This window comes from Streptomyces sp. NPDC002994 (genome assembly GCF_040611155.1).
Lineage (GTDB): Bacteria > Actinomycetota > Actinomycetes > Streptomycetales > Streptomycetaceae > Streptomyces.
In genome coordinates this window covers 170,037-192,990 of record NZ_JBEXNQ010000007.1, presented here as the reverse complement: position 1 = coordinate 192,990, position 22,954 = coordinate 170,037, and the positions used below count along the sequence as shown (strand labels likewise).

Genomic DNA, 22,954 nt, shown 5'->3' with positions numbered 1-22,954 from the left:
CTCGGGAGTCTCCGTGTCGTCCAGGAACTCAGACATCGACTTCACGTTCACGCGCGAGGTCACGGTCCGGGCCACCGTCGACGCCCTGGCCGCCACAGGGTGGTCGCTGGAGGAGCCTCTTGGCCTCTCGTACGTGGTGAACGACAACGACTTGTATGACTGGCAGTCCACCACAGGCGATCGCACCGAGGAGGTCCTGACTCTCCTGGATGCGCCCGAGAACGCGGCGTACCACGTCGCCGTCTGCGTCTACCACGCGCAAGCAGACACCGGCGGACAGCTCCTCTTCTTCCCCCGCTGCACAGCCTGCAGTTTCATCCCAACCATCAACCGGCGAAACCTGCCCGGCTCGCGTCTCTTCACCGACGTGGCCTGGTACCTCTCCGCGCTGGTGCCGGCCCTACTGGCCGTTGGGCTGGCTGGCTACGAAGCACGGGACACCGGCTTCTGAGGCGCGCAGTTCAGCCCGAGGTGGCACGTGGCGGTGTTCGCCGCCCGGCTGTAGCCGGGCCCCGACGGGGCCCGGCGTGGGCTTCACCCCGCCGAGGTCATGCGCCGGCCAGCAGCACCTCCAGCGCCACAGCCGTATCCGGATGGCGGCCGGCCAGTGCCGCGCCTGATGGGCCAGGATCCGCCGTCTCCCACGTCCCGTCGCAGCCCAGCAGGCTCGCCACCGCGTCGCACGCCGCGGGGTGGGCAGCCAGCAGCGTACAACCGCTGCCGGCGTCCGCGCGCTGCGCCGGACGCAAGGCTTGCGGCTCCGGCTGCGCCCGCCACGGCGGCACCCACTCGTCCAACGCCGCCAGCCGCCCGGGGAAGATCCGCCCGGCTTCACGGATCAGCAGCGGGGCCAGCTCGGCGCCGTCCGACCGCAGGGTGGTGATCAGGGTCGGCAGCCACGGCAGGAGCACCGGGTCCGGCAGCCGTCCGAACGCGTTCGACACCGCCTCCACGACGAAGTCGGTGAGGCCCGGGACGGGCTCCAGGGCGTGTACGAAGCCGCTGAGGTAGCGCGGATACGTAGGCACCACCAAGGGGTTGCCCAGCAGTTCGTCGCACTTGGCCCGAAGATCCGCTCGGGAGAGGTGCCCGAGCTGCACCTGAGCAGCCCACAGCAGCGCCGTCCTCGGCGGGTCAGAGGGATGCGACTGGGCGACCGCCAGCTCCAGTTGGGTGCGGTCGCAGCCCAGCGACAGCGCCAGACTCTCCATGCTGAAAAGGAAGCCCAGCATCGCCGCCACCTGCCTAACGGTGGCGTCCTCGTCGGTGAACGCCGTCGGCAGCAGGGTGCAGTAGTGCGCGTACCCGGTCTTGGCGAAGGATTCGATCCACGGCGGCAGCACCGGCTCGCTGGTCCGGTAGTACGCCAGCAGCCGCCGCACGCGGCGCAGCACCTCCGGTGCGCCGTCGACGCTGCGTTCGGCCGACAGCACCTCCAGGGCGCGTGTGCCCAGCTCGTCGGCGAGCCGGCGGCTGCGCAGGTACCGCGTCGCGTCCTCGACGGCTTCCAGGACGGTCGCCGCCGTGGCGTGCGGGCCGTACGCCGTGCGGCGCAGGCGCTGCTCCAGGACCTGCTCGATGCTGACGCCCTCATAGCCGAGCTCGATGAGCGCACGCTGGTGAGTGCCCAGCGCCAGATCCCATGACTCCTGGATCGGCCGCTCCCCCAGGCTCCGCTCACCCATGATCGGCCGCGCGGCGCCATGCGGCATCAGATAACCCAGCATCCACAGCACGTCGGAGCACTGCTCCAGTTCCGGCTGGGAGGCGATGTCCAGCAGCGCCCGTTGCACGCCGCGTTGCTGGAGCTTCAGGTTCAGGGGCGCGAGCCGGTCGTGCACGTCACGGGCCAGGGGTGGCAGCGCGTCGTACCCGACCTGGCCGACCCGGTCGCCTCCCATCATGATCTCCACGAGGCGGCGCACATCGCGCCGGCCGGGCACGGCGTCCTTCTCGATGCAGGTGACGGCCGCGTCCTGGAAGTCGTACGGCGTGGGCCTGGCCCGGTCGCGCATTCCGGCCAGCAGGATCGACGTCTCGAACACCGCGATGGCGTCGGCGGTGGAGGCGAGGTAGCCGCTGCGGCGCGCGGCGCGCACGATCTCCACCGACCAGCCGAGCAGTTCGGCCTGGTCCAGCCGGTCCAGGACGGGTGGTTGCTGCAGGAAGCCGGTCAGCTTGTCCGAGGACGGGACCGCCGGTACGGGAGCCGCCGCGGCTGCGGTCTTCTTGGCCCTCGACTTCTTCGCGCCCACCTGTCCCGCCAGGCCGTACGGCTCCACGCGCGTGCGCCTGACGTTCTTCGCCCAGACCGTCGTGGCGATCGACACGGAGCCTGCGGCAAGGCCGAATTGCGCCTCGATCGCCGCGTGGCTGGACGGAATCAGGCCGTGCAGCCACTTGGTGGCACTGCGCGGGCTGATCTCGAAGGTGTCGGTGCCGTGGACGCCGAACTCCGCGACCCGGCTGGCCGCGTGGAAGGCGCCGCAGACATAGAGGCAGTCCGCGGGGTCGGTGCCGGTAGCGACCAGGTGTTCGCGCATCCTGGTCCACATGTAGCGTTCGCGGTCCTCGTCCACGCGTACCCGGTGGGGGTCGCCGGGTGCGAGGCGCCGGAAGAGGCTGCCTATCAGGAGCATGACCTGGCGGTAGGTGTCGTGGTCGCTGTCGCCGAGCGGAAGTTCGACGTACTGGTGCCACCACTCCGACCAATGCCGCACCCTGCCGTGGCGCAGCAGGTATTCCTCCAGTTCCCCGAAGCGCGGCCGCAGGTCCCCGATCTCCACGCCTACCGCGTCGCCGTGCAGCGCGGCCTCTTCTTCCGCGGGCGGTGCGTCGAGGCCGGCCGGCTCGACTGAGTCGTCGCAGTGCCTTCCGCGCGCGTCCCACTGGAAGACGTGGTCCGAGGAACGGTCCACGAGGACCAGTTCGACGCCCGGTGTGTCCAGTGCGTACGCGATCGCCTGGTACTCGGCCGAGGCCTCGGTGATCGGTGCGACCACCGACAGCGGAGACCACTCGGCCGGGAAGCCGTCGATGTCGGTCGCGTACGCCTGGACCGCCACGGGGAGCTTGCAGTTGCGCAGTTCGGTCAGCAGCGGTGCCATGTCCTCGCACAGCTCCAGGTACACGACCTTCGGCTGCTTCTCCCGCAGGCGGCGTGCCATCGCGATCGCCGAGGCGGGCGAGTGGTGACAGACCGGGAAGATCTCCAGTGGCTCGCGCACCGCGCGGTCGACGTCGTCGACGATGCCGAGGAGGATGCCCTCCAGGGCGTCGGGCCCGTCGGCGAACGTCGCGGCGGCCTCCCGCAGCTGCCCGCGCAGCGCTTCGAAGGTCCCCTCGTGCGTGCCGCTCATGACAGGGCTGCTCATGACAGGGTGGCGATCGCGTCGCGGCCGCCCTCCAGGAACTCCGGCCAGGATCCGCCCTCTTCCTTGCTGCGCGGCTCGACGACGCCGTGCAGGTACTTGTTGAGGATGGCCAGGTCCTCCGGCTCGCGCCGGGCCAGTGACCCGACGAGCGAGGAAGCCAGCGTGTGGGCAGTCAGGGCGCGCTCGCCGAAGAAGTTGCTGTGCAGGATCGCGTCCTCGAGTACGCCGATCTGCTCGGCGGTGGACAGCGCGGACTCCAGCTTCTCGTCGTCGCTGCCTGCCGCGGCCGCCGAGGCGCGCAGGTCGGCGAAGCTCTGCAGCAGCACGTCGAGCAGCGTCGGCGGCACGTCCAGTTCGAGCTGGTGGCGGCGCAGCAGTTCCTCGGTGCGGAAACGGACGATCTCCACCTCGCTCTTCTTGTTCGTCACCATCGGGATGCGGACGAAGTTGAAACGGCGTTTGAGAGCCGAGGACAGGTCGTTGACGCCTCGGTCGCGGCTGTTGGCAGTGGCGATGATCGAGAAGCCGGGCTTGGCGAAGACTATGTTGTCGCTGTCCAGTTCGGGAACCGAGATGTACTTCTCGGACAGGATCGAGATCAGCGCGTCCTGGACGTCACTGGTGGAGCGGGTGAGTTCTTCGATACGGCCGATGCCGCCGGTCTCCATCGCCGTCATGATCGGCGAGGGGATCATCGACTCCCGCGACTGGCCCTTGGCGATGACCATGGATACGTTCCAGGAGTACTTGATGTGGTCCTCGGTGGTGCCGGCCGTGCCCTGCACGACCAGCGTGGAGTTGCGGCAGATCGCGGCGGACAGCAGCTCGGCCAGCCAGCTCTTGCCGGTGCCGGGGTCGCCGATGAGCAGCAGGCCGCGGTCGGAGGCCAGCGTGACGACGGAGCGCTCGACGAAACTGCGGTCGCCGTACCACTTCTGCGAGATCTCGCGGTCCAGGCCGTCGGAGCGCTCGGAGCCCAGAATGAACAGGCGGACCATCTTCGGGGACAGCCGCCAGGAGAAGGGCTTGGGGTTGTCGTCGATGGACTCCAGCCAGTCCAGTTCCTCGGCGTACTTGATCTCGGCGGGGGCGCGCAACATGTCAGACATAAGGGGGGCCTTTCTAAGGGAGGGAGGAAGGTCCTGCTAGGCGAGGAACGTCTTGAGTTCGTGGACGAGCTTGCGGATGTGGCCGGAGAGCACCGGCGTACCGAGGTCTTTGAAGCGCTCCCGGAACCACGGGTTGACACTGCCGCGGCCGGAGCTGGTCACCGAGCCGACCGGGATGAACTTGGCTCCCGAGCGGTGAATGGCGGCCATGCTTTCGAACAGCGGCTCGGTCCGCCATTCGTAGAAGTCGGAGATCCACACCACGACGGTGTTGCGGGGCTCGGCGATCTTCGGCTGTGCCAGGGCCATGGCGACCGTGCCGTCGGTGCCGCCACCGAGGTTCGTGCGCAGCAAGGTCTCGAAGGGGTCGTGCACCCAGGGCGTGAGGTCGAGCGCCTGCGTGTCGTACGCGATCAGGTGTACGTCCACCTTCGGCAGCCCGGCGAAGATCGACGCCAGGATGGTGCAGTTCACCATCGAGTCGACCATCGAGCCCGACTGATCCACGACGACGATCAGCCGCTGGGGCGTCGTCTTGCGGGCGGTGTGCCGGTAGTAGAGGCGGTCGACGTACAGCCGCTCCTCCTCCGGGCTCCAGTTGGTGAGGTTCTTCCAGATCGTGCGGTCGAGGTCGAGGTTGCGGAACACCCGCTTGGGCGGGACGGAGCGGTCCAGGGCGCCTACCGTGGCCTTCTCCACCTGGGTGCGGAGCACTTCGGCGACCTCGTCGACGAAACGGCGGATCAGGGCCTTGGCGTTGGCCAGGGCCACGCCCGAGAGATTGTTCTTGTCCCGCAGCAGCTGCTCGATCAGCGACATGCTCGGAGTCAACTGCGCGGCGAGTCCGGGGTCGGCCAGCACCTCGCGCAGGTGCATCCGCTTGACCAGGTCGGCCTCGATGGCGCCGAGTTCCGGCCCGATCGCCGGGATCAGCCGGCTGAGATCGGGCGTCGTCCCGCGGCCGCCGGTGCCGGTCGGGCTGACGCCCGGTCCTGCGGCGCTTCCCCTGGATCCTCCGCCGGCGCGGCCGCCGCGCAGCTCGCCGGGCTTGCAGCCGAGCGCGCGCTCCAGCCAGCCCGCGTCGGACTGCCAGCGCGCCAGCTGCCCGGCGGTGACCGTGCCGGAGCCGGCGGAGAAGACGTTGAGCAGCACCTTCGAGACGAGCGCCGCTCGCCGGACTTCGGCAGCGCGATCATGTCCGCCGTCGTCGTCGGGCTCGGGCGCCATCAGACCGTCGAACTCGGCAGCCAGCTCCGGGTGGCGCTGCACGATGGAGTCGACGGAGGCCTGCGGGTCGAGCAGCGCGGACGGCAGACCGATGTCCTCGACGACGGCGAGGCTCGCCGACTCGAGCGTGGCCTGCTCCTCGTGGTCGAAGAGGCGGGCGAGAAGCCGCCAGTAGAGGACCTGACGGCGGTTCTCGTGGGCGTCCACCTCGGGGTTTCGTGGGGTGGTCGCATGATCGGCCGATAGTTCGCTCGTGTGCTCCGTCATTTCCGCAGCAGCCTTCCCGCCCGTTCCCGCAGCACGGCCACGGCGTCGGTGGCGGCCTTCTCGGCCTTGATCCCGGCCTTGTCGGTCGTGCCCCCGGCCCACGCCCCGGCGTGGATCGCGGCAGGCTTCTTCCGTACGGTCTTCTCGACTGCCAGTGGCTGGACGCGGTACGTACCGGCGTCCCAGCGGAGCAGCCCAATGCACGCGCTGGACGCCGCGACGGCTTCGGGGGTGAGCGGTCCGGCGGTCGCGATGCGGTCGGTGTCGACAACGAGAGGGTGTCCGGCGACGGTGAACGTCAGTGCGTCGTCATCCATCTGGGCGGCGTAACCCTCCAGGAACACGGGTACGGCGATGCGCACCGGATGCCGGTCCAGGGGTGCTGTCGCCGCGTCGGTGGCGGTGGGCAGGGCGACGCGGGCAGTGGCGAAGGCGTCGGCGGGTTCCCCCGGGCGTGCGTGCTCGTCGCTCCAGATCAGGTCGCCCTCGGCGGTGATGGGCATGTCGGCGACATGCATCGAGTGGCCTTCGCTGACGGCTGCCAGGAGCGACATGTGCGGACGGAGCAGCTGCCAGAGGCCGGCTCCGACGACCGTGTCGGGCTTCGGCACCGACACACTGGCACGCACCAGGCGGGGCGCGGCGCCGTCCGCGGGCTCGAACACCGCGTGGACCTGGACCTGTGCGGCGGTCGCGTGTTCGTGTACGTCGACGCCGAGGGGCAGGAGGCGGCCGGTGACCGTACCGGTCAGCGGCACGTCGGCCGCACCGGGCAGCGTCAGCAGCATCGCGCGCGACCACACGTCGGCCCAGCGGCGTGCCGGAACGCGTTCCAGCGCCGCGCCCGGGCAGGATGCGGCGAGTTCGACGGCGAAGCCGTCGAGGAGCGTCGCCAGGCGACGCAGGGCCGGGTCCGGAAGCATCGCGGAGACGATTCGCGCCGACCCGGAGACCACGTCGTGGTCGATGCCCTGCCACCCGGTGCGCCCCAGGTCGGACAGCCAGGAGCGGGCAGCGGCAAGCAGGTTCACCGCGTGCTGCCCACCGGGCGCCGGGACCGTGTCCTCGCTTCGGGGGCGACCGGTCGCCTCCTGGACGCGGGTGATCAGTGCGTCGTGGACGGAGCCGAGCAGTGCGGTGCGGGCGGCGGCGAGGGCGACGAAGTGCTCTTCGCTCGCGGCCCCGGCCGCCGCCTTCTCCGCCGCCTCGGCGACCCTGGCGGCCAGCGGCGTCCCCGCGACGGCGTGGGTGAGTTGTGTCAGGCCGACGGCCTGGGCGGGCTGGGGGCGGAGCAGGCCGGCGACGAGAGCCCGGTCAAAGGCGTCGACGGCCGTCAGAGCTTCGTCGAGCCCCGTGATGGTTTCGGAGAGCAGGTCGGCGCGCATCATGCCACCGCCCTGGTCGGCGGGAACCACTGCATCTCCGGCAACGGTGTGGTGGTCGGGGCGAGTTCCAGGTAGGCCAGGTGGCGCAGGAACCGGCTGAAGACGGTCGCGGCGGCCTTGGCGTCCCCCTGCGGTGGACGTGTGCCGCTCATGCCGGCGGTGATGGTCTGCGCGCTCGGCTCCCCTTCCCCGATCTCAACCCTCAGGTAACGGGTGACGCGCTCAGCGCCGTACTGCAGGACCGCCTCGTTGATCAGAGCCCGGATGTGATTGCAGAACGCGCCCCGCGCGCCGCCACAGGGCCGGTTGTTGTTGGTGCTGCAAGCGAACGCGTAGGTGCCGACCGCGACCGACGAGACATAGACCCGCTCGATGTCCGAGCCGCTGGACACCACACCCTGCATGCGTCCGTCGGCCAGCTCGACGAACGGGACCTTGGCGAGCTTGCGCGGCCGTGCGGGTGCTACCACCCGTGCCGTGCTCGACCTCTCCAAATCAGACAACGCGCCATCTCCTATGCACCAGCAGGGATTTCCACGCCACATCGGCGGGACACGACTGAACATACTTGCGACCACTGACAACGCCGGTCGCGGCAGAACGACCGCGTCACACACTGCTCGCGGAGCCGGGTTCTGCTCGCCTCGTGACCCGTTGTCAGTGGCCAGTGCGAAGATCCAGGGACGGCGACGCCAGGAGATCACCACAAACCACGGCCGCGACGAAGTCCTGCCCGTCTTCGCCGAAGACCTCAAAACCCTGGCCGTCGACGCACTCGACCGGGTCCTCGCCAAGGAATCCGAACTCGCTGAACTTCGGGACGATTCCCAGCCCAAGCCCAAGCTTCAAGAAGGCCCGCTGTTCACGGTCTGACTTGCTGATTGGCGCAACACGGCCGTCTCAACCCGCCCGCCGGGCCCCGCCCGCCGCATGAGTAGGCTCTTGTTGCTCTGGTAACAGTTAAGGGGGGATTCACACATGGAACAGCCACGCCCGGACGCCTACGGCCCCGCCGTGCCTGCCCCCGCCCCCACCCCCACCCCCGCGCCCCCGTCGCGGCAGATCGGCCCGTACCACCTGATCACCCGGCTCGACCCGCCCCACAGCGCGCCGTACACGCCGTGGCGCCGCTTTGTCGCCCGTAGTGCCGACGGCGAGCGTACGGTCCTGCTCAACGCCCCGCTCCCGGGCGCCGATCCGGCCCGCTTCGCTGTCGAGGCGGACGCGGCCCGCAGGCTGCTCGGCCCATGGGTGGCGCCCGTGACGGAGCTGGCCGGCCCCGGTGAGGCGCCCTGGTACGCGACGCCGTACCTGCCCGCGCTTCCCTTGCCCGTCGCACTCGCCGTGCACGGCGGGCCGTTGCCCGAGCGCACGGTACGCGCTCTGGGCGTGGCCGTCGCCGAGACCCTGGAGGCCGCCCACGCTCAGGGCCTGACGCATGCGGGCCTGTCCCCCGCTGCCGTGCTGCTGACGGGCGACGGGCCGCGGCTGAGCTGTTTCGGCGCGGTACGGGCCGCGGCGCCCGACGGTGAACAGCGGACCGGCGTGGCGGGCATCGATCCGGGCAGCCTCGCCCCCGAGCAGGCCTCCGGCGGCCGGCCCCGGCCTCCGGGTGACGTCTACGCGCTGGGCTCGGTCCTCGCGTACGCCTCGACCGGCCACACCGTCCCCGACCGGGGCGAACTCCCGCCCTCGCTGGGCCCATTGATTTCGAGCTGCCTGTCCCGCGACCCGGCGGACCGCCCCACGGCGGCCGCTGTCCTCGCCGGGCTGGCCCCGCCGGCCCCGCACAACACCGTCCTGAACTCGGCGGGCTCCCTCCTCACCGCCGGCTGGCTCCCCGGCCGCGTCGTCGCGGCGATCGCCCACCAGTCGGCCTCGGTCCTGGCCGCCGAACCGCGTACTCCCACCTGGAACTGACACGATGCTGTCCCCTCTCACCCACGACGACCCGGCCGCGCTCGACGGGTACCGCCTGATCGCACGCCTGGGCAGCGGCGGCATGGGCACGGTCTATCTGGCCCGCGCCGCCACGGGCCGTACGGTCGCGCTCAAGACGATGCACGCGCGGATCGCCACCGACCCCACGTTCCGTAGCCGCTTCCGCCTGGAGACGGATGCCGCCCGCATCATCGGCGACCGCCATGGCGCGGCGGTCTTCGACGCGGATCCGCAGGCCGAAACGCCCTGGCTGGCAACGGAGTACGTGCTCGGACCGCCGCTGGACGACGCCGTGGAGCTGTGCGGCCCACTGCCCGAGCCGTCGGTACGGGCGCTGGGCGCCGCCCTCGCCGGCGCACTGGCCCAGCTCCACTCCTCGGACGTCGTCCACCGGGACCTGAAGCCGTCGAACGTGATGATCACGGCGTACGGCCCGAAGGTCATCGACTTCGGCATCGCCCGCGCGGCCGGCGACGACCGTCTGACACGTACGGGCGCGGCGGCCGGCACCCCCGCCTTCATGTCCCCCGAGCAGGCGACCGGCCGGGAACACACCCCGGCCGGTGACGTCTTCGCCCTCGCGGGCGTCCTGCTCTTCGCGGCGACCGGCCACGGCCCGTTCGGCGGCGGCCAGGCGGCGGACCTCCTCTACCGCGTCCGCTACGCCGAGCCGGACCTTCTCGACGTACCGCCGTCCCTGCTCCCGCTCCTCACCGCCTGCCTGTCGAAGGACCCGTCCCAGCGCCCCACGACCCACCGGATCGCTGCCGAACTCCACGACGGTCACGGTGACTTCGCCGACCACCTCCCGGACCTGCTGCTGGCGGAGATCGCGCGCCGCGCGACAGAGGTCTGGCACCACCAGCCCTACCGCCTGCCTGCCCCGGCCGAGTCATCTCTGGCCCCGACAACACCGGACGGCCCCCGCTCCCTGTCCCGCCGCAGGCTTCTGACGGTCGGCGGCGGCTCGGTACTGGGGGTAGGGGCGGCGGGAGTGGGGGCCTGGGCATGGCTGGCCCCCGGTGCTGAGAAGACGCCACAAGGCGGCGGTACGGCCTCACCGGCGTCCCCGTCGGCCAAGAGCGCTCAAGGCCGTGACCGGCAACCGCTCTGGAAGACGGAGGCATTCGACCGGGAGGAGTCGCTCACACCGCTCCTCGCCGGTGACGTGGTGGGCTTCATGGAGACCGCCGAGTTCAGGGTCCTCGACCCGAAGGACGGCAAGGAACTCTGGACCAGCGGTCTGCACACGGATCCCCAGGAGATCGCTTCGGACGGGACGCACTTCTACGGATCGCGGTCGAACACCGCCCAGAACGCGTTGGCGATCCACACGTTCGCCCCGCGAAACGGCACCGCACCGGGCCGCGTCATCGAACTCAAGGGGTTCGAGGGATCCGGGTTCGGCACCCAGCTCCTGACTGCGGCCGGCGGCCTGCTCTTCGCCGCGTCGAGAATCGGCAAGAGCGACGATTCGTTCGAGAAGAAGGAGACCGGCTGGCACCTGGTGGCCGTGAACCTGCGTACCGGCAAAGAGGCCTGGCGCCGCCCCATCCCGAGGCACCTGCCCGAGAACGAGTCGCGTCTCTACCTCGCGAAGGTCGTCGGCGGCCGGCTGATCCTCGGCAAACTCAACGGCGAACGCACCGACTTCGAGATGGAGGCCCGGGACACGCGTACCGGGATCAGACTCTGGCAGCGGAGCATCCCGGTGTCCCCCGACGACTACTTCCTCATCCCCGGCCAGCTCGCCACGGACAGCCGGCACGTCTACGTCGGCGGCCGCCGGCTCCGCGCGCTGCGCCTGACCGACGGCAGCAGCGCCTGGGAGGTCGGCCAGGGCAAAGCCCTCTACGGCGTACCGACGGTGGCGGGCGGCCTCGTGTACGTCACCGAAGGCGATCGCGGGCTCATCGCCGTGAGCGCGAACAAAGGGGAACGGAAGTGGGAGGAGGCGCCTGCCGCACGGGACTTGACGCCCGTCCTGAACACCGTTCCGGTCGTGGGGAAGAAGTATGTCTACGCCCCGGTCATGGGTGGCTTGAGCGCGGTCGACCTCGCGACGCGCACGTCGCAATGGGTCTTCCCGACCGACGCCACTCGGTACGTCGTGGACAAGGGGAGGACGCGCATCATCGGCGCGGGGGAGACGTCGGCGGTCGCGTTCCCACTGGCGTGACCGCTGCTTCACTTCCCGGAAGCACCAAATCGCCGGACCGCAGGACCGCGGGACCGCCGGACCGTTGAATCAAGTCGAATCAGAAGGCAGCGCAGAGCATGAAGCCCCTCGCCACAGGCGACCCAGTCCGCCTCGGCCCCTACCGCCTGGCCGGGGTACTGGGTGAAGGCGGCATGGGCAAGGTGTACTTCGGCCAGGACAGTGGCGGCCGTACCGCAGCCGTCAAGGTGCTGCGCCCCGAACTGGCCCACGACCAGCACCTCGCCCAGCGCTTCGTCCGCGAGGCCCAGATGGCGGCGGCCGTCACCGGCAAGGGCGTGGCGCGGGTCCTGGGCGCGCAGACGGAGGGCGGCCGGCCGTGGATCGCCACGGAGTTCCTCGCGGGCCCTACGCTCGAGGAGGCGATCGGCGCGTACGGGCCGATGGATGATCCGGCAGTCAGGGCACTGGCCGCCGCCCTCGCTCGTACCCTTCACGACATCCACAGCGCCGGTCTCGTACACCGCGACCTCAAGCCGGCCAATATCGTGCTGACGTCGTCCGGTCCGCGGGTCATCGACTTCGGCATCGCCCGCCCCGAGCACGGCCTGACCCTCACCACGACGGGCCAGATTCCTGTCACACCGGGGTACGGGGCTCCCGAGCAGGTTCTCGGGCAGCGGGTCGGCCCACCATCGGACCTCTTCTCGCTCGGAGCCGTCCTCGTGTACGCGGCCACCGGACAGCGCGCGTTCGACGGCGGGCATGTCGCGGCCGTCCAGTACGAAGTCGTGCACGGCTCACCGGACGTGAGCCGGGTGCCGCCGGCCCTCCTGCAGTTGATCGGCCCGTGCCTGTCGAAGGACCCGGCGCTGCGGCCCGTAAGCACTCAGATCGCCGCGGCGTTCGCTCCGCCGAAGGGCGCGGACCGGGCCTGGCGCCGCGGCCCGCTGGCGGACGACATCGCCCAGCGGGAGGCGGCCGCGAAGAGGCTGGTCGCGACCGACGACACAGGCGTGCCGGGGGCCTCCACCCGGCGGCGCTTCCTCGTCGCGGCCGGCGCCGCGGGTGCGGGCCTCCTCGCGGCGGGCGGCGCAGGCGCCTGGTGGGTGACCCGGAGCCCCGAGGTCGCCGTCCCGGCAGCCGTGGCGACGCCCGTGGCTGCCTTCGCCTCCTTGATCGACTCCAAGCCGGGCGAGGCACCTGCCCCGCTGTGGGGCCCGATCGACGTAACGACAACCAACACGCCTCGCGCGCCGCTTCCCGTGCGCGACGTGCTGCTCCTCGACGCCAAGGGTGGCGGCCTGGTCGCGCACCGGGTGACGGACGGCCGCGAACGGTGGCGCGCCGCCGACGTCTACGCGCCGGCGGGTTACGTCTCCGTCGCGGACCGCCTCGTCGCCGCGGCCGATATAGACGGCGTACTGCACGCCTTCATCGCCTCCACGGGCCAACTCGCCTGGAAGGACGACATATCCGCCGAGTACGTGCTGGCCGCCGACGACTCCACCGTGTATGTGATGACACAGGACAACCGCCTGCTCGCCCTCGATGCCTGGACCCGGAAGACCTCCTGGTCCGTCCCCCTGCCTTGGGACCCCGACGACAACCCGGCGACAGCAGCTGTGGGCAGCGGCCGCCTGGTCCTCTTTCCCAGCGACGGCCATGTGAGGACCGTCGACACCAAGACGGGCGTGGAAGTCTGGGACCTCCCCAACCAGGGAACGCAGGGCACCACCCCCGCCATCGCCGGCGGCATCGTGTACCTGGGCGGCCGGACTCTGACGGCCCGCTCACTGAAGACCGGCACCGAACTCTGGACCGAGAAGGCGAAGTCGTCCCTCGCCCTCGGCGGCTGGAGCAACCCGTTCGCCGAAAAAGACATCGTGTTCGCGATGGAAGGCTGGGTGGCCCGCCGGTATCACACCATCCCTGACGTCGACGTCGCGGCGTCGGACTGGGGCTATTACGAACTGGAGCCCACGGGCTCCTCGACGACGGCACCCGCGGTGCAAGGGGCGACCGTCTGGATCCCCGAGATCAAGGGCGGAGCCCTGGCTGTCGTGCACAAGACGATGGGCCGGATTCTCTTCTCCTACAAGGCCCGAGGCACTGGCACCTACCGGCTCGCGGCGGACGGAAACCGGGTCTTCATCTCACGCGGGGGAAGCGTCACGGCGATGCCGGTCTACTCGGAATGACGAACGCCCACACGTCGCGTCCAGCCGACGGTATCCGGGCACCGCAACCGGCTTCTCCAGCCACCCGGCGCATTGGCGCTCTCCAACCTTGCCCCGCCCGACATGAAAGGGGACGAGAACACCCGTGCGGTCACCGATCGATCTGAACGACGCCGACCGGGCCGAAGCCGGCCACGCCTATGGCGACGGCGCGGACACCGTCAAGTGGCTCCGCGACGCCTGCGGACCGGATCCCGAACGCGCGGAACACGCCGTCGGCGTCCTTCACAGCTCCTGCTCGACCCCGCGGCGCCGGGGAGGGCGAGCCTCGCCGACCTGCTGCTCGGCATCGTCACCGGGGCTGCGGAGACCGAATCCGTACACCACGAGGTCCGCGTGGCGCATTCGCGGGCGACGCCACGCCTGCTCCCGCTCCTGTCCGACCCGGTCCGCGAGGTGCGGCACCGCGTCGCCTATTTGACCGGGATACGGACCGGGCACGACGACCTCGTCGTGCCCGCGCTATGCGAGCGCGCCCTCACCGAGACGGACCCGCTCGTCGCGGCGGTCATGACCGGCGCCGTCGCCCGGCGGGCCCCCGAAGGCTGCGCCGTCTGGCTGTCCGGCGCCCTGTCACCCGTCCACTCCCCGGCCGTACGCGCCGCCGCAGCCTGGGGGATCGCCCAGGCCGGGCTGCCGTGGAGCGCCCAGGCGACGGCAGCCGTCACCGAGGCGTGGGTGCACGGCGTGCTCAACGGCGACGTCATCAGGGGTGAGGAATGGCGCTGGTCGCAAAACCCGCTGGCCGAGACCCTCATCGCCATGGCGCAACCGACCCACGCGGCCGAGATCTGCATGCGACTGGTGCGGTCGACTGACGAGGACACCGCGGAATGCGGTGCCTTCGCCGCCGTGGGACTGCTGGAAGAACACCCCCACGCGCACCCGGCGTTCACCCACGTGATCGCTGCCACCCGTGCCCACCCGGACTCCAACGTCCGCTCGTACGCCGACGACCTCGACTGCCTCAGCTACTGATCGACGCCGCGTGTCGTGGAGCCGATCACGCCGATGCCTCCAGGGCGGCACGCCACACCGGGCTGTCGACATAGTGGTTGTCGAAGTGCTCGGAGGACTCCTTGATCTCCTGCGGGCTTGCCTCGCCCCGCATCACCCGGCCCAGCAGCCGCAGGTAGTCGAAACGGGGCATGCCCGGCGTGAAGACGAACAGCACGTCGGCTTCGGCTCCAGGAGCCGCCGCGAAGGCGTGCGGGGTGTGCGGGGGTACGAGCAGCAAGTCACCCTCATCGAGGATCTTGACCTCGTCGTCGATGAGCACCTGGAGCGAGCCGCCGATGACGAAGAAGAGCTCGGATGCCCGGGTGTGGAAGTGGGCCGGGGCGCCCACCGCTCCCTTGGCGAACTGCGAGCGGTAGCTGGTGAGCGAGCTGCCGTCGGTGCCGCAGTCGGCCAGCAGGGTCATGACACTGCTGGGGTCGCTGGTGGTCTCGGCGGAGGCGGCGCGGGCGAGAACCGGCGTCAGTGCGGCGGCGTTCATAGTCGTACTCCCTGTGCTGAGCTTCGGCCGCCGACGTCTCCGGCGGCCCTTGTGACTACGACTCTAGGCAGCCAAGCGACCTGGCAGAGGGTGCATTCTGATGCCTTAATCATGGGTCAATTCTGTGTCTGCCTTCCCGTCGAGGCCGCCTGGTCAAGGCCCAGTTGGGCTCCTGGAGCCATTCCGTTGAGGCAAGTCCACCGGAACGGACCGAGGCGACGGGCGGGGCCGCCGAAGCCAGGCGGCCGGCTTCCGACCCCGCCCGTTACCCCCTCAGCGCCTGGTCAGCGTTCCGACAGCTCCGAGGGGGCCTCCTGGACCACCCAGCCGTTGCCGTCCGGGTCCTCGAAGGTCATGAACGAGTTCCAGGTGTCACCCTTGCCGTCCTCCCAGCCCGTCGCGCCGACGTGGCGGATCGGAGAAACCTCCACGCCTCGGCCCAGCAACTCCTCACGGGCCGCCTCGATGTCCGTAACGCAGATCTGTAGGCCTTGCAGCGTGCCCGGGGCCATCTCCTTCATATCTGGCGCCTCCGGCATCCCCTGGAGCATCGCGATCGAACACCGCGAGCCGGGCGGGGTCATCTGGATGATGCGCATACCGGGGGCGACCTCGTTGTCGAGGTCGACCTTGAAGCCGATCTTGTCGGCGTAGAAGTCCTTCGCCCGGTCCATATCGGTGACAGGGACCGGGACGACTTCGAGTGTCCAGTTCATGAGTGCCTCCTCAAAACGCCGGCGGGTCCGGCCGAACGGAACCACCGTCGCCCACGAATAAGCCGCCGCGCACGGCAAAACGCCAGTCCGGCCGACACAGCTCGGTCGGCCAGGGGGCGGTCCGGGACCGGCGGGACCAGGATGGGTATGTGAGGGAAGGGCCCCGCTTCCTGTCCGTGCGCAGCGGCATGTCGCGGCGGCTGCCTGTGGCTGCCCGAGAGGGGGCAGGTTGCGGATGGATGAGCAGATACCGGTCAATGAGCTGATCAGCGGCGCCGCCCAGGACGCCGGAGGGTGGCTGGGTGCCCTGCAGGTGGCGCAGGTGGCCACCAGTGCCGACGGGACGATCGTGCGGTGGAACCACACCGCCCAGGAACTGCTCGGCTACACCCCGCCGCAGGTGGTGGGGCGGCACATCGCCGATCTTCTGCACCCGGGGGCCGACAGCAGCCTGGGCCGGTCGCTCTGGGAGACCGCCGCCACCGGGCGCGGGGTGATGGGCACGGTGACCGCATGGCACCGCGACGGACACCCCCTGGAGCTCGAGATCTGGGCCTGCCCGGTCCACAGTGGGCGGCACGGGGCCTCGGCGGTGCTGGTCTTCGCCGCCGACGCCCACGCGGCGCGCCGTATCCGAGGGTCGTCGGCGGTGTGGGACGGGCTGTTCTCCCGTTCACCCGTCGGCATCGCCGTCCTCGACACGCATCTGCGGTTTCTGCAGGTCAACCCGGCGCTCGAAGCGATGAACGGCCTCGCGGAGTCCGCACACGTCGGCCGTCGCCTGGCCGAGTTGCTGCCCGAGGTGAACGCGGGCGAGATGGAGGAGGCGATGCGGCAGGTGCTGGACACCGGGGAGCCTGTCCTTGACCGGCGACGTACCGGGCGAACGCCGGCGGATCCGGAGCACGACCGGGTGTGGTCGTGCTCGTATGTACGGGTGGAAGATCCCGCCGGCCGGCCGATCGGCGTGATCGCCTCCCTGCTCGACATCACCGAGCAGCAGCGGGCCCACACCGAGGCGGAGGCGGGCCGCCGCAGGCTCGCCCTGCTCAGCGAGGCCAGCGTCCGCATGGGCGCCAGCCTGGAGCTGGAGCGTACGGCGCAGGAGCTGGCCGACCTCGCCGTCCCGGACCTGGCCGATGCCGTCACCGTCGACATCCTGGACACCCTTGCCCGCGGCGACGAGCCGGACGTGGGGCTGATCGGCGGCGTCGCGCTGCGGCGCCTGGGCAAGGCACCCCTGACCGGCTCCAGCATCACCGACATCCTCGCTCCGCTCGGCAGAACCCTCGGCTTCCCCGCAGCGGCCCCGTACACCCAGGCTCTCGCCGCCCGCCAGCCCTTCCTGATCTCCCGCCTCGACGAGCGGGCCATCGCCCCCGCGGCCCGCCACTCCACCGCACCGGCCCAGCTGCTCAAGGCGGGCGTGCACTCGTTCATGATGGTTCCGCTCGTCGCCCGGGACCTGGTCCTCGGCATCGCCACCTTCTACCGCACCCGGCCCGTCGGCCCCTTCGGAGCCGACGACGTCACCCTCGCCGGCGAACTCGCCGCCCGGGCCGCCGTCAGCGTCGACAACGCGCGCCTCTACCACCGTGAGCACGAGACCGCGGTCGTCCTCCAGCGCAGCATGCTGCCGCAGCACATCACCCCGCCGCCCGGCATCGAAGTCGCCCACCGCTACCTGCCCGCCAGCGACGTCAACGAAGTCGGCGGCGACTGGTACGACGTCCTGCATCTCCCCGACGACAAAGCAGCCCTCCTCATCGGCGACGTCATGGGTCACGGCATCGCCGCGGCCGCGGTCATGGGACGGCTCTCCGCCACCGTCCGGGCTCTGGCCCGCCTCGACATGCCCGCGACCGATCTGCTGCACCATCTGGAAGCGACTCTCGCCGACCTGGCCGAGCCGATGCTCGCCACCTTCCTGTACGCCGTCTGCGACCCCGCCACGGGACACTGCACCATCACCCGGGCCGGCCACCCCCCGCCCGCCGCGGCGGAGCCCGACGGCACCGTCCACCTGATCAAGACCCCACCCGGCGCCCCGCTCGGTGTCGGCGGTATCGACTTCACGACCACCGACATCACCCTGCCCCCCGGCAGCATCCTTGTGCTCTACACCGACGGCCTGATCGAAGCCCGCGGCCGTGACATCGACGAACGCCTCTCCGACCTCACCCGCCTGCTCACCGAACCCCAGCGGCCGCTCGACCAACTCTGCGACTTGCTGATCACCCGTCTGGTCCCGGCATCCGCCGACGACGACATCGCTCTGCTCACGGCCCGCATCGGCAACGCGCCCCGGCCTCAGCCGACAGACATCGGCTGAGGCCGGCTGACGCTCTTCGGAGCAGCAGATCCGCTTCTGGCGCGCGTCCGGGGAGGGCGGGGTCAGCAGGTGAGGCGCGGCAGCAGTCGCAGGGCGTTGCCGGTGGTCAGGGACTGCCAGGTGGCGCCGTCGACGGGGACCGGGGCCGCGTTGACCGAGGCGATGTGGCTGTCGACGGCGGCGGGCGGCGTCCAGCAGTAGTCGCTGCCGTAGAGCAGCTGGGAGGGGTCTGCCAGCCGGAGCAGTGCGGGGAGCTGACGCGGGACGGTGGGGCCGGCGATGTCGTAGTGCAGGCGCCTCAGTTGGGCGACCGCGTCCGGGGCCCGGCCGTCCTGAGACGGCATGAACAGCTTCATGAAGCCGTCGATCCGGTCGGCCAGCACCGGCAGGGCTCCACCGCAGTGCGGCACGATCACTTCCAGGCCGGGATGGCGCTCCAGCGTGCCGGCGAAGAGCAGGTCGATGACCGCGCGGGCGGTGTCGAAGATGAACTCCACCATGGGACGCGGGCGGCCCAGGGCCGACTCCTGCCAGCAGACGGGTGAGGTCGGGTGGATGAAGACCGTGGCCCGGCGGCGTGCCAGTTCGGCGAAGACCGGCTCGAGCCGCTTGTCGCCGAGGTAGACGCCGTGGCTGTTGGTCTCCAGTACGACACCGTCGGCGTCGAGTTCGTCGAAGGCGTAGGCGATCTCGTCGAGGGCCCCGTCGGTGTCCGGCAGCGGGAGGGAGGCGAAGAGGCCGAAGCGGCTTGGGTGGCTCCGCACTGTCCGGGCGCCGGCTTCGTTGACCTCGCGGGCGAGCCGGCGGGCGGCCGCGTCGTCGCCGAAGTGCACTCCGGGTGAGGAGATGGACAGGACGGCGGTGTCGATGCCGTTACGGTCCATCAGTTCCAGGTGCTCGGCCACTGACCAGGAGGGCCAGTTGGGGATGCCGTCCGGCAGCTCGTGTCCGGCGGCGCGGGCGCCGTCGATGTAGGAGTCGGTGACGAAGTGGGCGTGGACGTCGACGAAGCCAGGAACCTCCGCCGCTGAGGGTGCGGAGGGCACGGAGGGCGCGGTCATGGTCATGGAGTGCTGCCTTCTTGGGTGTGGCGGTGGTCAGCCGTGGCTCCGTGGCGCCCGGTCAGCTTCCGGCGCGCGGCCTGCGTGACTGCCTCGCCGATGACGATGCCCAGCAGTCCGGTCAGGCCGAGGAAGGAGGGCGCGGGGGAATCGATGCCGAGGCACCAGTAGACAGCGCCCATGAGCATTCCGGCAGCCAGGGCCACGAGGGCGCGGTGGGCGGTTGCCTGTATGGGCGGTCGCCTCCTGGGCGGTACGGGGTTCACAGGACTGTGAGGGCGGCCTGCCCGAGGAACATGCCGAGCAGGCCGAGCAGAGCGATCACCGGTGGGGCGGGCGCCTTCACGCGGATGAGTGCGTACAGGACGCCGACCAGGACTCCGGCGAGCAGCGCCTTGAGATAGGCCATCGCGCGCTCAGCTCCCGGTGCGCCACTGGTGTTCGGGCAGGAAGCGCACGTCGTACCGCTGGGGAACAGTGGCGAACTTGTGCGGCTCGGGTACGACCGGCTGCTGCGGCAGGCCCATCGCGTCGGTCGGCATGCCGAGGTTCTCGAAGAAGCGCTCGAAGGTGCCACCCGGGCCGGCCGCGACGCCGACGATCTGGCTGTGGTGCCGCTCGATGCGGTACGCGTGGGGGCAGTTCTTCGGTACGAACCCGAAGTCGCCGGTGCCCAGGAGCTTCTCGTACTGCTGCCCCTGCACATCCTCGACGAACACCCGGACCGCTCCGGCGGTGACGTAGAAGACCTCGTAGGTGTCGGGGTGCAGATGGGCCGGGATGAGGTCGCCCTTGGGCCCTTCGCAGGTGAAGAAGTTGAAGGCGTTCTCCGTCTGCTCGCCCCCGGCGTAGATGGTGATCAGGTCGCCGAACAGGTGCGCGCGGTCGCCCATGCCCTTCTCGATGAAGTAGGGCGTGCCCGGCTCCGCGGGAATCTGCGAGGCCCGGCGGTACTGGGTCGCGTACTCGAAAGTCATCGTTCCTCCTGATACGGCCGGCTGGAAAGCCCCTCCTCCGTCAGGTTACCTGACATTAAGTGCGGGGCAAGCACGACTTCGCGGAATTGACCCTGCCCCTGCGTCAGGGTTGGAGCCTTGTCACATGACGAACAACAGCACTTCCTCGGCTCGGCTCGCCCCGCCGATCGGAGGGTTCCAGGAGATCGACGGCCGCCGCGTTTTCGTGCATCGGTCGGGCGGCGGCGGACCGGCCGTCGTGTTTCTGCCGGGCGCCAGCGCGGTCGGCCTGGACTATTTCGGTGTCCAGCAAGGGGTTTCACAGTTCACCACCGCCGTCGTGTACGACCGTGGCGGCACGGGCTACAGCGATCCCCTCACACTGCCGCGCACCGCCGCCGCGGTCGCCACGGAACTGCGCGAGCTGCTGCGCGCCCAGAACATCCCCGCCCCGTACGTTCTGGTGCCGCACTCCCTCGGCGGCTTCTACGCGCATCGGTTCGCGCAGCTGTACCCGCAGGACGTGGCCGGGCTGGTCTGGTTGGACGCCTTCCACCGCGACTGGGACGACTTCATGCCTCCCGCGGCGGGTCTGGCCGCGATCGAGCAGATGGCACCTGATCGTGAGCAGCTGGAACAAATGCGCCCGGCCCTGCGCGAGATGAGGGCCGAGTTGCTCGCGGACTACCCGGAGCACATGCGGCAGGCGCTGATCGATGCCAAAGCGAGTGACGAATGGACCCGCTCCGGTATCGCCGAGCGCACCAAGTTGGCCGAAGTCGCCACCGAACTGCGGTCCGGGCCGAGCATTCCCGACGTCCCGGTGGTCGCTCTCTCCGTGGTGGGCACCGACCCCGCCGTGCAGGCGCTGACGTCGGAACGGACGTTGCGAGAGATGAATGACGGCAAGAGGAGAATGGACGCGGCCCTGGTGAGCGCGGTCTCGCACGGGGAACAACGCGTCATCTCCGACACCAGCCACCACCGGCTCTGCTTCGACCGGCCCGATGCCGTGGTCCAGGCGATCCGCGACGTCGTCGACCGAGCTCGCCCCTAGACTCGGCACGACCACGTTGCGCGAAGACCCGAGGAGGACGGTGCTCACGATCAGCCAGCTCGCGGCAACCGCCGGCGTGACCGTGCGCACCGTTCGCCACTACCACCACGTCGGCCTGTTGCCCGAGCCCGAGCGCGATGCCTCCGGCTACCGCCGCTACGGCGCGCAAGCGGCGGTGGATCTCATCCGGATCAGGACCCTCGCCGATGCGGGGGTGCCACTGGCCCGTATCGACGCGCTGCTGCATGCACAGCCGACCGAATTCGCCGCGGCGATCACCGACATCGACGCCGAGTTGCGGCGCAAGATCGACCAGCTCACCGAATACCGCCGCAGGATCGCCGAACTGGCCGGCGGCGAAAGGCTTTTCCTGCCCCCCGAGGTGATCGCCATCCTGAACCGGATGCGCAGTCTCGGAGTCAGCGAACGGAGGGTACGACTCGAGCGCGACGCGTGGATCCTGATGCAGGCACTGGAACCGCACGTCATGCCGCAGCGGATACGGGACAAGAACGCCAGCTTCGACGACCCCGAGACGACGCGCCTGTATCTCGCCTGTGATCAATCAGTCGACTGGGAGCCGCACGATCCACGCCTGGACCGGCTCATCGACGACCTGGACGCGTGGAAGATCAAACACGAACGACTCAGCGACCGGGGCGGGTACGTGAAGCTGGTCTCTTCCCGGATCTCCGAAACATCACCGGCATGGCAACGCATCCTCGACGCGCTCGCCCACCGCGCCGAACAGCACCGACCTGCCGGGCACGACAGCTGACGGGCACAGCAGAACCGTCCGCCCGCCAGTGGTGCAGATCGCCGTCACCCGGCGCGGCCCGGTCGGCTCATGCGCGCGCCGCCGTGCCGAGGCTGTCGCGGGAGCCGCGCATCAGGATCGCGTAGACGGCGGACGCGGTGACGATGCCGACGGGCAGGGCGAGGTCCACACCGCCCAGCGCGTGGGCGAGCGGACCCGTGTACAGCGTGTTCACGCAGAGGGCGGCCGCAGCCGTCGCGCTGACCGAGGGGCTGGAGTGCGTCACTCTGCGGCGGATCGGCGAAGATCTCGGCGTACGGCCGGGCCTCATCAGCCACTACTTCCCCGCCGCGGAGGACCTCGTGGCGGAGGCGTTCGGCACGGCCGCGAGCGCCGAGCTCGACATCCTCCTGCCGGCCGACAGACCCGACGGGACCCCCACGGAGCACCTGGCGCGGTTCTTCACACACGCGACGGGACCGGCGTACGACGACATCAGCCGCCTGTGGATCAACGCGCGCCACCTCAGCCGCTACCGGCCCGTGCTGCGCGACCGGGTCGCAGAGCAGGAGGCCGCCTGGCGCGGGCGGTTGACGGACCTCATCCGCCACGGCGTCGAGCAGGCGGAATTCCGTACGGACGATCCCCAGGTGACGACCATCCAGATCCTCGTCGTACTCGACGGCCTCGGCGCCCACGCGAACACCGACGCCAGCAATCGCCCCGAGGCGGTGACGCGCATGGCCGTCACCACGGCGGAGCGGGAACTCGGCCTGACGAGCGGCACTCTCACCCGCCCCGTCGACACCTCCGCCGAGTCCGGCGAGAACCCGGCCGCCGCCTCGTCCAACACCCCCAACTGACCGTCCTTCACCG

Annotated in this window: 22 protein-coding genes; 10 read left to right on the top strand and 12 right to left on the bottom strand. The window is 70.4% G+C overall.

Features of this window, described 5'->3' with window-relative positions; all coding sequences use genetic code 11:
* Positions 1-13 precede the first annotated feature (13 nt).
* On the top strand, positions 14-451 hold the full coding sequence (locus ABZX79_RS11580) for a hypothetical protein (protein ID WP_355254700.1): 438 nt from the start codon (positions 14-16) through the stop codon (positions 449-451).
* A gap of 97 nt (positions 452-548) precedes the next feature.
* On the opposite strand, the gene ABZX79_RS11575 is transcribed toward ABZX79_RS11580, so the two are convergent.
* From ABZX79_RS11575 to ABZX79_RS11555, 5 genes are read right to left on the bottom strand one after another with little or no spacing between them, the layout of a single operon-like run.
* Entirely contained in the window at positions 549-3,359 is a 2,811-nt protein-coding gene (locus tag ABZX79_RS11575) for a hypothetical protein (RefSeq protein WP_355254698.1), read from the bottom strand.
* A gap of 11 nt (positions 3,360-3,370) precedes the next feature.
* Positions 3,371-4,483 carry an AAA family ATPase gene (locus ABZX79_RS11570; RefSeq protein ID WP_214978651.1) on the bottom strand — a complete coding sequence of 371 codons (1,113 nt, stop codon included), beginning with the start codon at positions 4,481-4,483 and terminating at the stop codon, positions 3,371-3,373.
* 36 nt (positions 4,484-4,519) lie between these two features.
* Positions 4,520-5,977 (bottom strand): VWA domain-containing protein, encoded by a 1,458-nt coding sequence (locus ABZX79_RS11565; RefSeq protein ID WP_355254695.1) that lies wholly within the window; start codon positions 5,975-5,977, stop codon positions 4,520-4,522.
* Positions 5,974-7,392: a hypothetical protein gene (locus ABZX79_RS11560; RefSeq protein WP_355254693.1), complete on the bottom strand. Its 1,419-nt coding sequence runs from the start codon at positions 7,390-7,392 to the stop codon at positions 5,974-5,976. Before ABZX79_RS11560 ends, ABZX79_RS11565 begins: the two co-directional genes overlap by 4 nt.
* Positions 7,362-7,832, bottom strand: a complete 471-nt coding sequence (locus tag ABZX79_RS11555) for a hypothetical protein (RefSeq protein WP_355254914.1) — start codon at positions 7,830-7,832, stop codon at positions 7,362-7,364. The genes ABZX79_RS11560 and ABZX79_RS11555 overlap by 31 nt, the downstream gene beginning before the upstream one ends.
* Before the next feature lie 190 nt (positions 7,833-8,022).
* Between ABZX79_RS11555 and ABZX79_RS11550 the strand changes: the two genes are divergently transcribed.
* The 5 genes from ABZX79_RS11550 to ABZX79_RS11530 all read left to right on the top strand — a co-directional run bounded on the left by ABZX79_RS11550 (position 8,023) and on the right by ABZX79_RS11530 (position 14,679).
* A complete protein-coding gene (locus ABZX79_RS11550) occupies positions 8,023-8,235 on the top strand; it encodes a hypothetical protein (RefSeq protein WP_355254691.1) in 213 nt (70 codons plus the stop codon).
* A gap of 105 nt (positions 8,236-8,340) precedes the next feature.
* Complete coding sequence (locus ABZX79_RS11545) at positions 8,341-9,282, top strand: serine/threonine protein kinase (protein ID WP_355254689.1); 942 nt, start codon at positions 8,341-8,343, stop codon at positions 9,280-9,282.
* A gap of 4 nt (positions 9,283-9,286) precedes the next feature.
* Positions 9,287-11,482: a PQQ-binding-like beta-propeller repeat protein gene (locus ABZX79_RS11540; protein ID WP_355254687.1), complete on the top strand. Its 2,196-nt coding sequence runs from the start codon at positions 9,287-9,289 to the stop codon at positions 11,480-11,482.
* Positions 11,483-11,580: 98 nt separating this feature from the next.
* Positions 11,581-13,662, top strand: coding sequence for a serine/threonine-protein kinase (locus tag ABZX79_RS11535; RefSeq protein ID WP_355254685.1), 2,082 nt, complete (start codon positions 11,581-11,583; stop codon positions 13,660-13,662).
* Between the two features lie 204 nt (positions 13,663-13,866).
* Positions 13,867-14,679, top strand: a complete 813-nt coding sequence (locus ABZX79_RS11530; RefSeq protein ID WP_355254683.1) for a hypothetical protein — start codon at positions 13,867-13,869, stop codon at positions 14,677-14,679.
* Positions 14,680-14,704: 25 nt separating this feature from the next.
* Here the strand turns inward: ABZX79_RS11530 and ABZX79_RS11525 are convergent, their stop codons facing one another.
* Both ABZX79_RS11525 and ABZX79_RS11520 read right to left on the bottom strand, forming a co-directional pair.
* Complete coding sequence (locus ABZX79_RS11525) at positions 14,705-15,199, bottom strand: cupin domain-containing protein (RefSeq protein ID WP_355254681.1); 495 nt, start codon at positions 15,197-15,199, stop codon at positions 14,705-14,707.
* Positions 15,200-15,483: 284 nt separating this feature from the next.
* On the bottom strand, positions 15,484-15,915 hold the full coding sequence (locus tag ABZX79_RS11520; RefSeq protein WP_355254679.1) for a VOC family protein: 432 nt from the start codon (positions 15,913-15,915) through the stop codon (positions 15,484-15,486).
* 235 nt (positions 15,916-16,150) lie between these two features.
* On the opposite strand from ABZX79_RS11520, the gene ABZX79_RS11515 reads away from it, so the two are divergent.
* Positions 16,151-18,247 carry a SpoIIE family protein phosphatase gene (locus tag ABZX79_RS11515; protein ID WP_355254677.1) on the top strand — a complete coding sequence of 699 codons (2,097 nt, stop codon included), beginning with the start codon at positions 16,151-16,153 and terminating at the stop codon, positions 18,245-18,247.
* A 62-nt stretch (positions 18,248-18,309) separates the two neighbouring features.
* On the opposite strand, the gene ABZX79_RS11510 is transcribed toward ABZX79_RS11515, so the two are convergent.
* The 4 genes from ABZX79_RS11510 to ABZX79_RS11495 are packed head-to-tail and all read right to left on the bottom strand — an operon-like array spanning position 18,310 to position 20,285.
* Positions 18,310-19,314 (bottom strand): amidohydrolase family protein, encoded by a 1,005-nt coding sequence (locus ABZX79_RS11510; RefSeq protein WP_355254675.1) that lies wholly within the window; start codon positions 19,312-19,314, stop codon positions 18,310-18,312.
* Entirely contained in the window at positions 19,311-19,514 is a 204-nt protein-coding gene (locus tag ABZX79_RS11505; protein ID WP_355254673.1) for a DUF1427 family protein, read from the bottom strand. The genes ABZX79_RS11510 and ABZX79_RS11505 overlap by 4 nt, the downstream gene beginning before the upstream one ends.
* 56 nt (positions 19,515-19,570) lie before the next feature.
* On the bottom strand, positions 19,571-19,717 hold the full coding sequence (locus tag ABZX79_RS11500; protein ID WP_355254671.1) for a DUF1427 family protein: 147 nt from the start codon (positions 19,715-19,717) through the stop codon (positions 19,571-19,573).
* A 7-nt stretch (positions 19,718-19,724) separates the two neighbouring features.
* Entirely contained in the window at positions 19,725-20,285 is a 561-nt protein-coding gene (locus tag ABZX79_RS11495; RefSeq protein ID WP_355254669.1) for a quercetin 2,3-dioxygenase, read from the bottom strand.
* Positions 20,286-20,409: 124 nt separating this feature from the next.
* On the opposite strand from ABZX79_RS11495, the gene ABZX79_RS11490 reads away from it, so the two are divergent.
* Together ABZX79_RS11490 and ABZX79_RS11485 are read left to right on the top strand one after the other, a co-directional pair.
* Positions 20,410-21,321 (top strand): alpha/beta hydrolase, encoded by a 912-nt coding sequence (locus tag ABZX79_RS11490; protein WP_355254667.1) that lies wholly within the window; start codon positions 20,410-20,412, stop codon positions 21,319-21,321.
* 40 nt (positions 21,322-21,361) lie between these two features.
* A complete protein-coding gene (locus ABZX79_RS11485; RefSeq protein WP_355254665.1) occupies positions 21,362-22,099 on the top strand; it encodes a MerR family transcriptional regulator in 738 nt (245 codons plus the stop codon).
* A gap of 67 nt (positions 22,100-22,166) precedes the next feature.
* On the opposite strand, the gene ABZX79_RS11480 is transcribed toward ABZX79_RS11485, so the two are convergent.
* Positions 22,167-22,313 carry a hypothetical protein gene (locus tag ABZX79_RS11480; protein WP_355254663.1) on the bottom strand — a complete coding sequence of 49 codons (147 nt, stop codon included), beginning with the start codon at positions 22,311-22,313 and terminating at the stop codon, positions 22,167-22,169.
* Between ABZX79_RS11480 and ABZX79_RS11475 the strand changes: the two genes are divergently transcribed.
* On the top strand, positions 22,306-22,941 hold the full coding sequence (locus ABZX79_RS11475) for a TetR family transcriptional regulator C-terminal domain-containing protein (RefSeq protein ID WP_355254661.1): 636 nt from the start codon (positions 22,306-22,308) through the stop codon (positions 22,939-22,941). The two genes, ABZX79_RS11480 and ABZX79_RS11475, sit on opposite strands and share 8 nt — an antisense overlap.
* The last annotated feature ends 13 nt before the right edge of the window (positions 22,942-22,954 follow it).

Coding starts and splice junctions, on each gene's coding strand:
- ABZX79_RS11575 (WP_355254698.1), bottom strand. CDS start 3,359: ATGAGCGGCACGCACGAGGGGACCTTCGAAGCGCTGCGCGGGCAGCTG.
- ABZX79_RS11570 (WP_214978651.1), bottom strand. CDS start 4,483: ATGTCTGACATGTTGCGCGCCCCCGCCGAGATCAAGTACGCCGAGGAA.
- ABZX79_RS11565 (WP_355254695.1), bottom strand. CDS start 5,977: ATGACGGAGCACACGAGCGAACTATCGGCCGATCATGCGACCACCCCA.
- ABZX79_RS11545 (WP_355254689.1), top strand. CDS start 8,341: ATGGAACAGCCACGCCCGGACGCCTACGGCCCCGCCGTGCCTGCCCCC.
- ABZX79_RS11540 (WP_355254687.1), top strand. CDS start 9,287: ATGCTGTCCCCTCTCACCCACGACGACCCGGCCGCGCTCGACGGGTAC.
- ABZX79_RS11535 (WP_355254685.1), top strand. CDS start 11,581: ATGAAGCCCCTCGCCACAGGCGACCCAGTCCGCCTCGGCCCCTACCGC.
- ABZX79_RS11525 (WP_355254681.1), bottom strand. CDS start 15,199: ATGAACGCCGCCGCACTGACGCCGGTTCTCGCCCGCGCCGCCTCCGCC.
- ABZX79_RS11520 (WP_355254679.1), bottom strand. CDS start 15,915: ATGAACTGGACACTCGAAGTCGTCCCGGTCCCTGTCACCGATATGGAC.
- ABZX79_RS11515 (WP_355254677.1), top strand. CDS start 16,151: ATGGATGAGCAGATACCGGTCAATGAGCTGATCAGCGGCGCCGCCCAG.
- ABZX79_RS11510 (WP_355254675.1), bottom strand. CDS start 19,314: ATGACCATGACCGCGCCCTCCGTGCCCTCCGCACCCTCAGCGGCGGAG.
- ABZX79_RS11500 (WP_355254671.1), bottom strand. CDS start 19,717: ATGGCCTATCTCAAGGCGCTGCTCGCCGGAGTCCTGGTCGGCGTCCTG.
- ABZX79_RS11495 (WP_355254669.1), bottom strand. CDS start 20,285: ATGACTTTCGAGTACGCGACCCAGTACCGCCGGGCCTCGCAGATTCCC.
- ABZX79_RS11490 (WP_355254667.1), top strand. CDS start 20,410: ATGACGAACAACAGCACTTCCTCGGCTCGGCTCGCCCCGCCGATCGGA.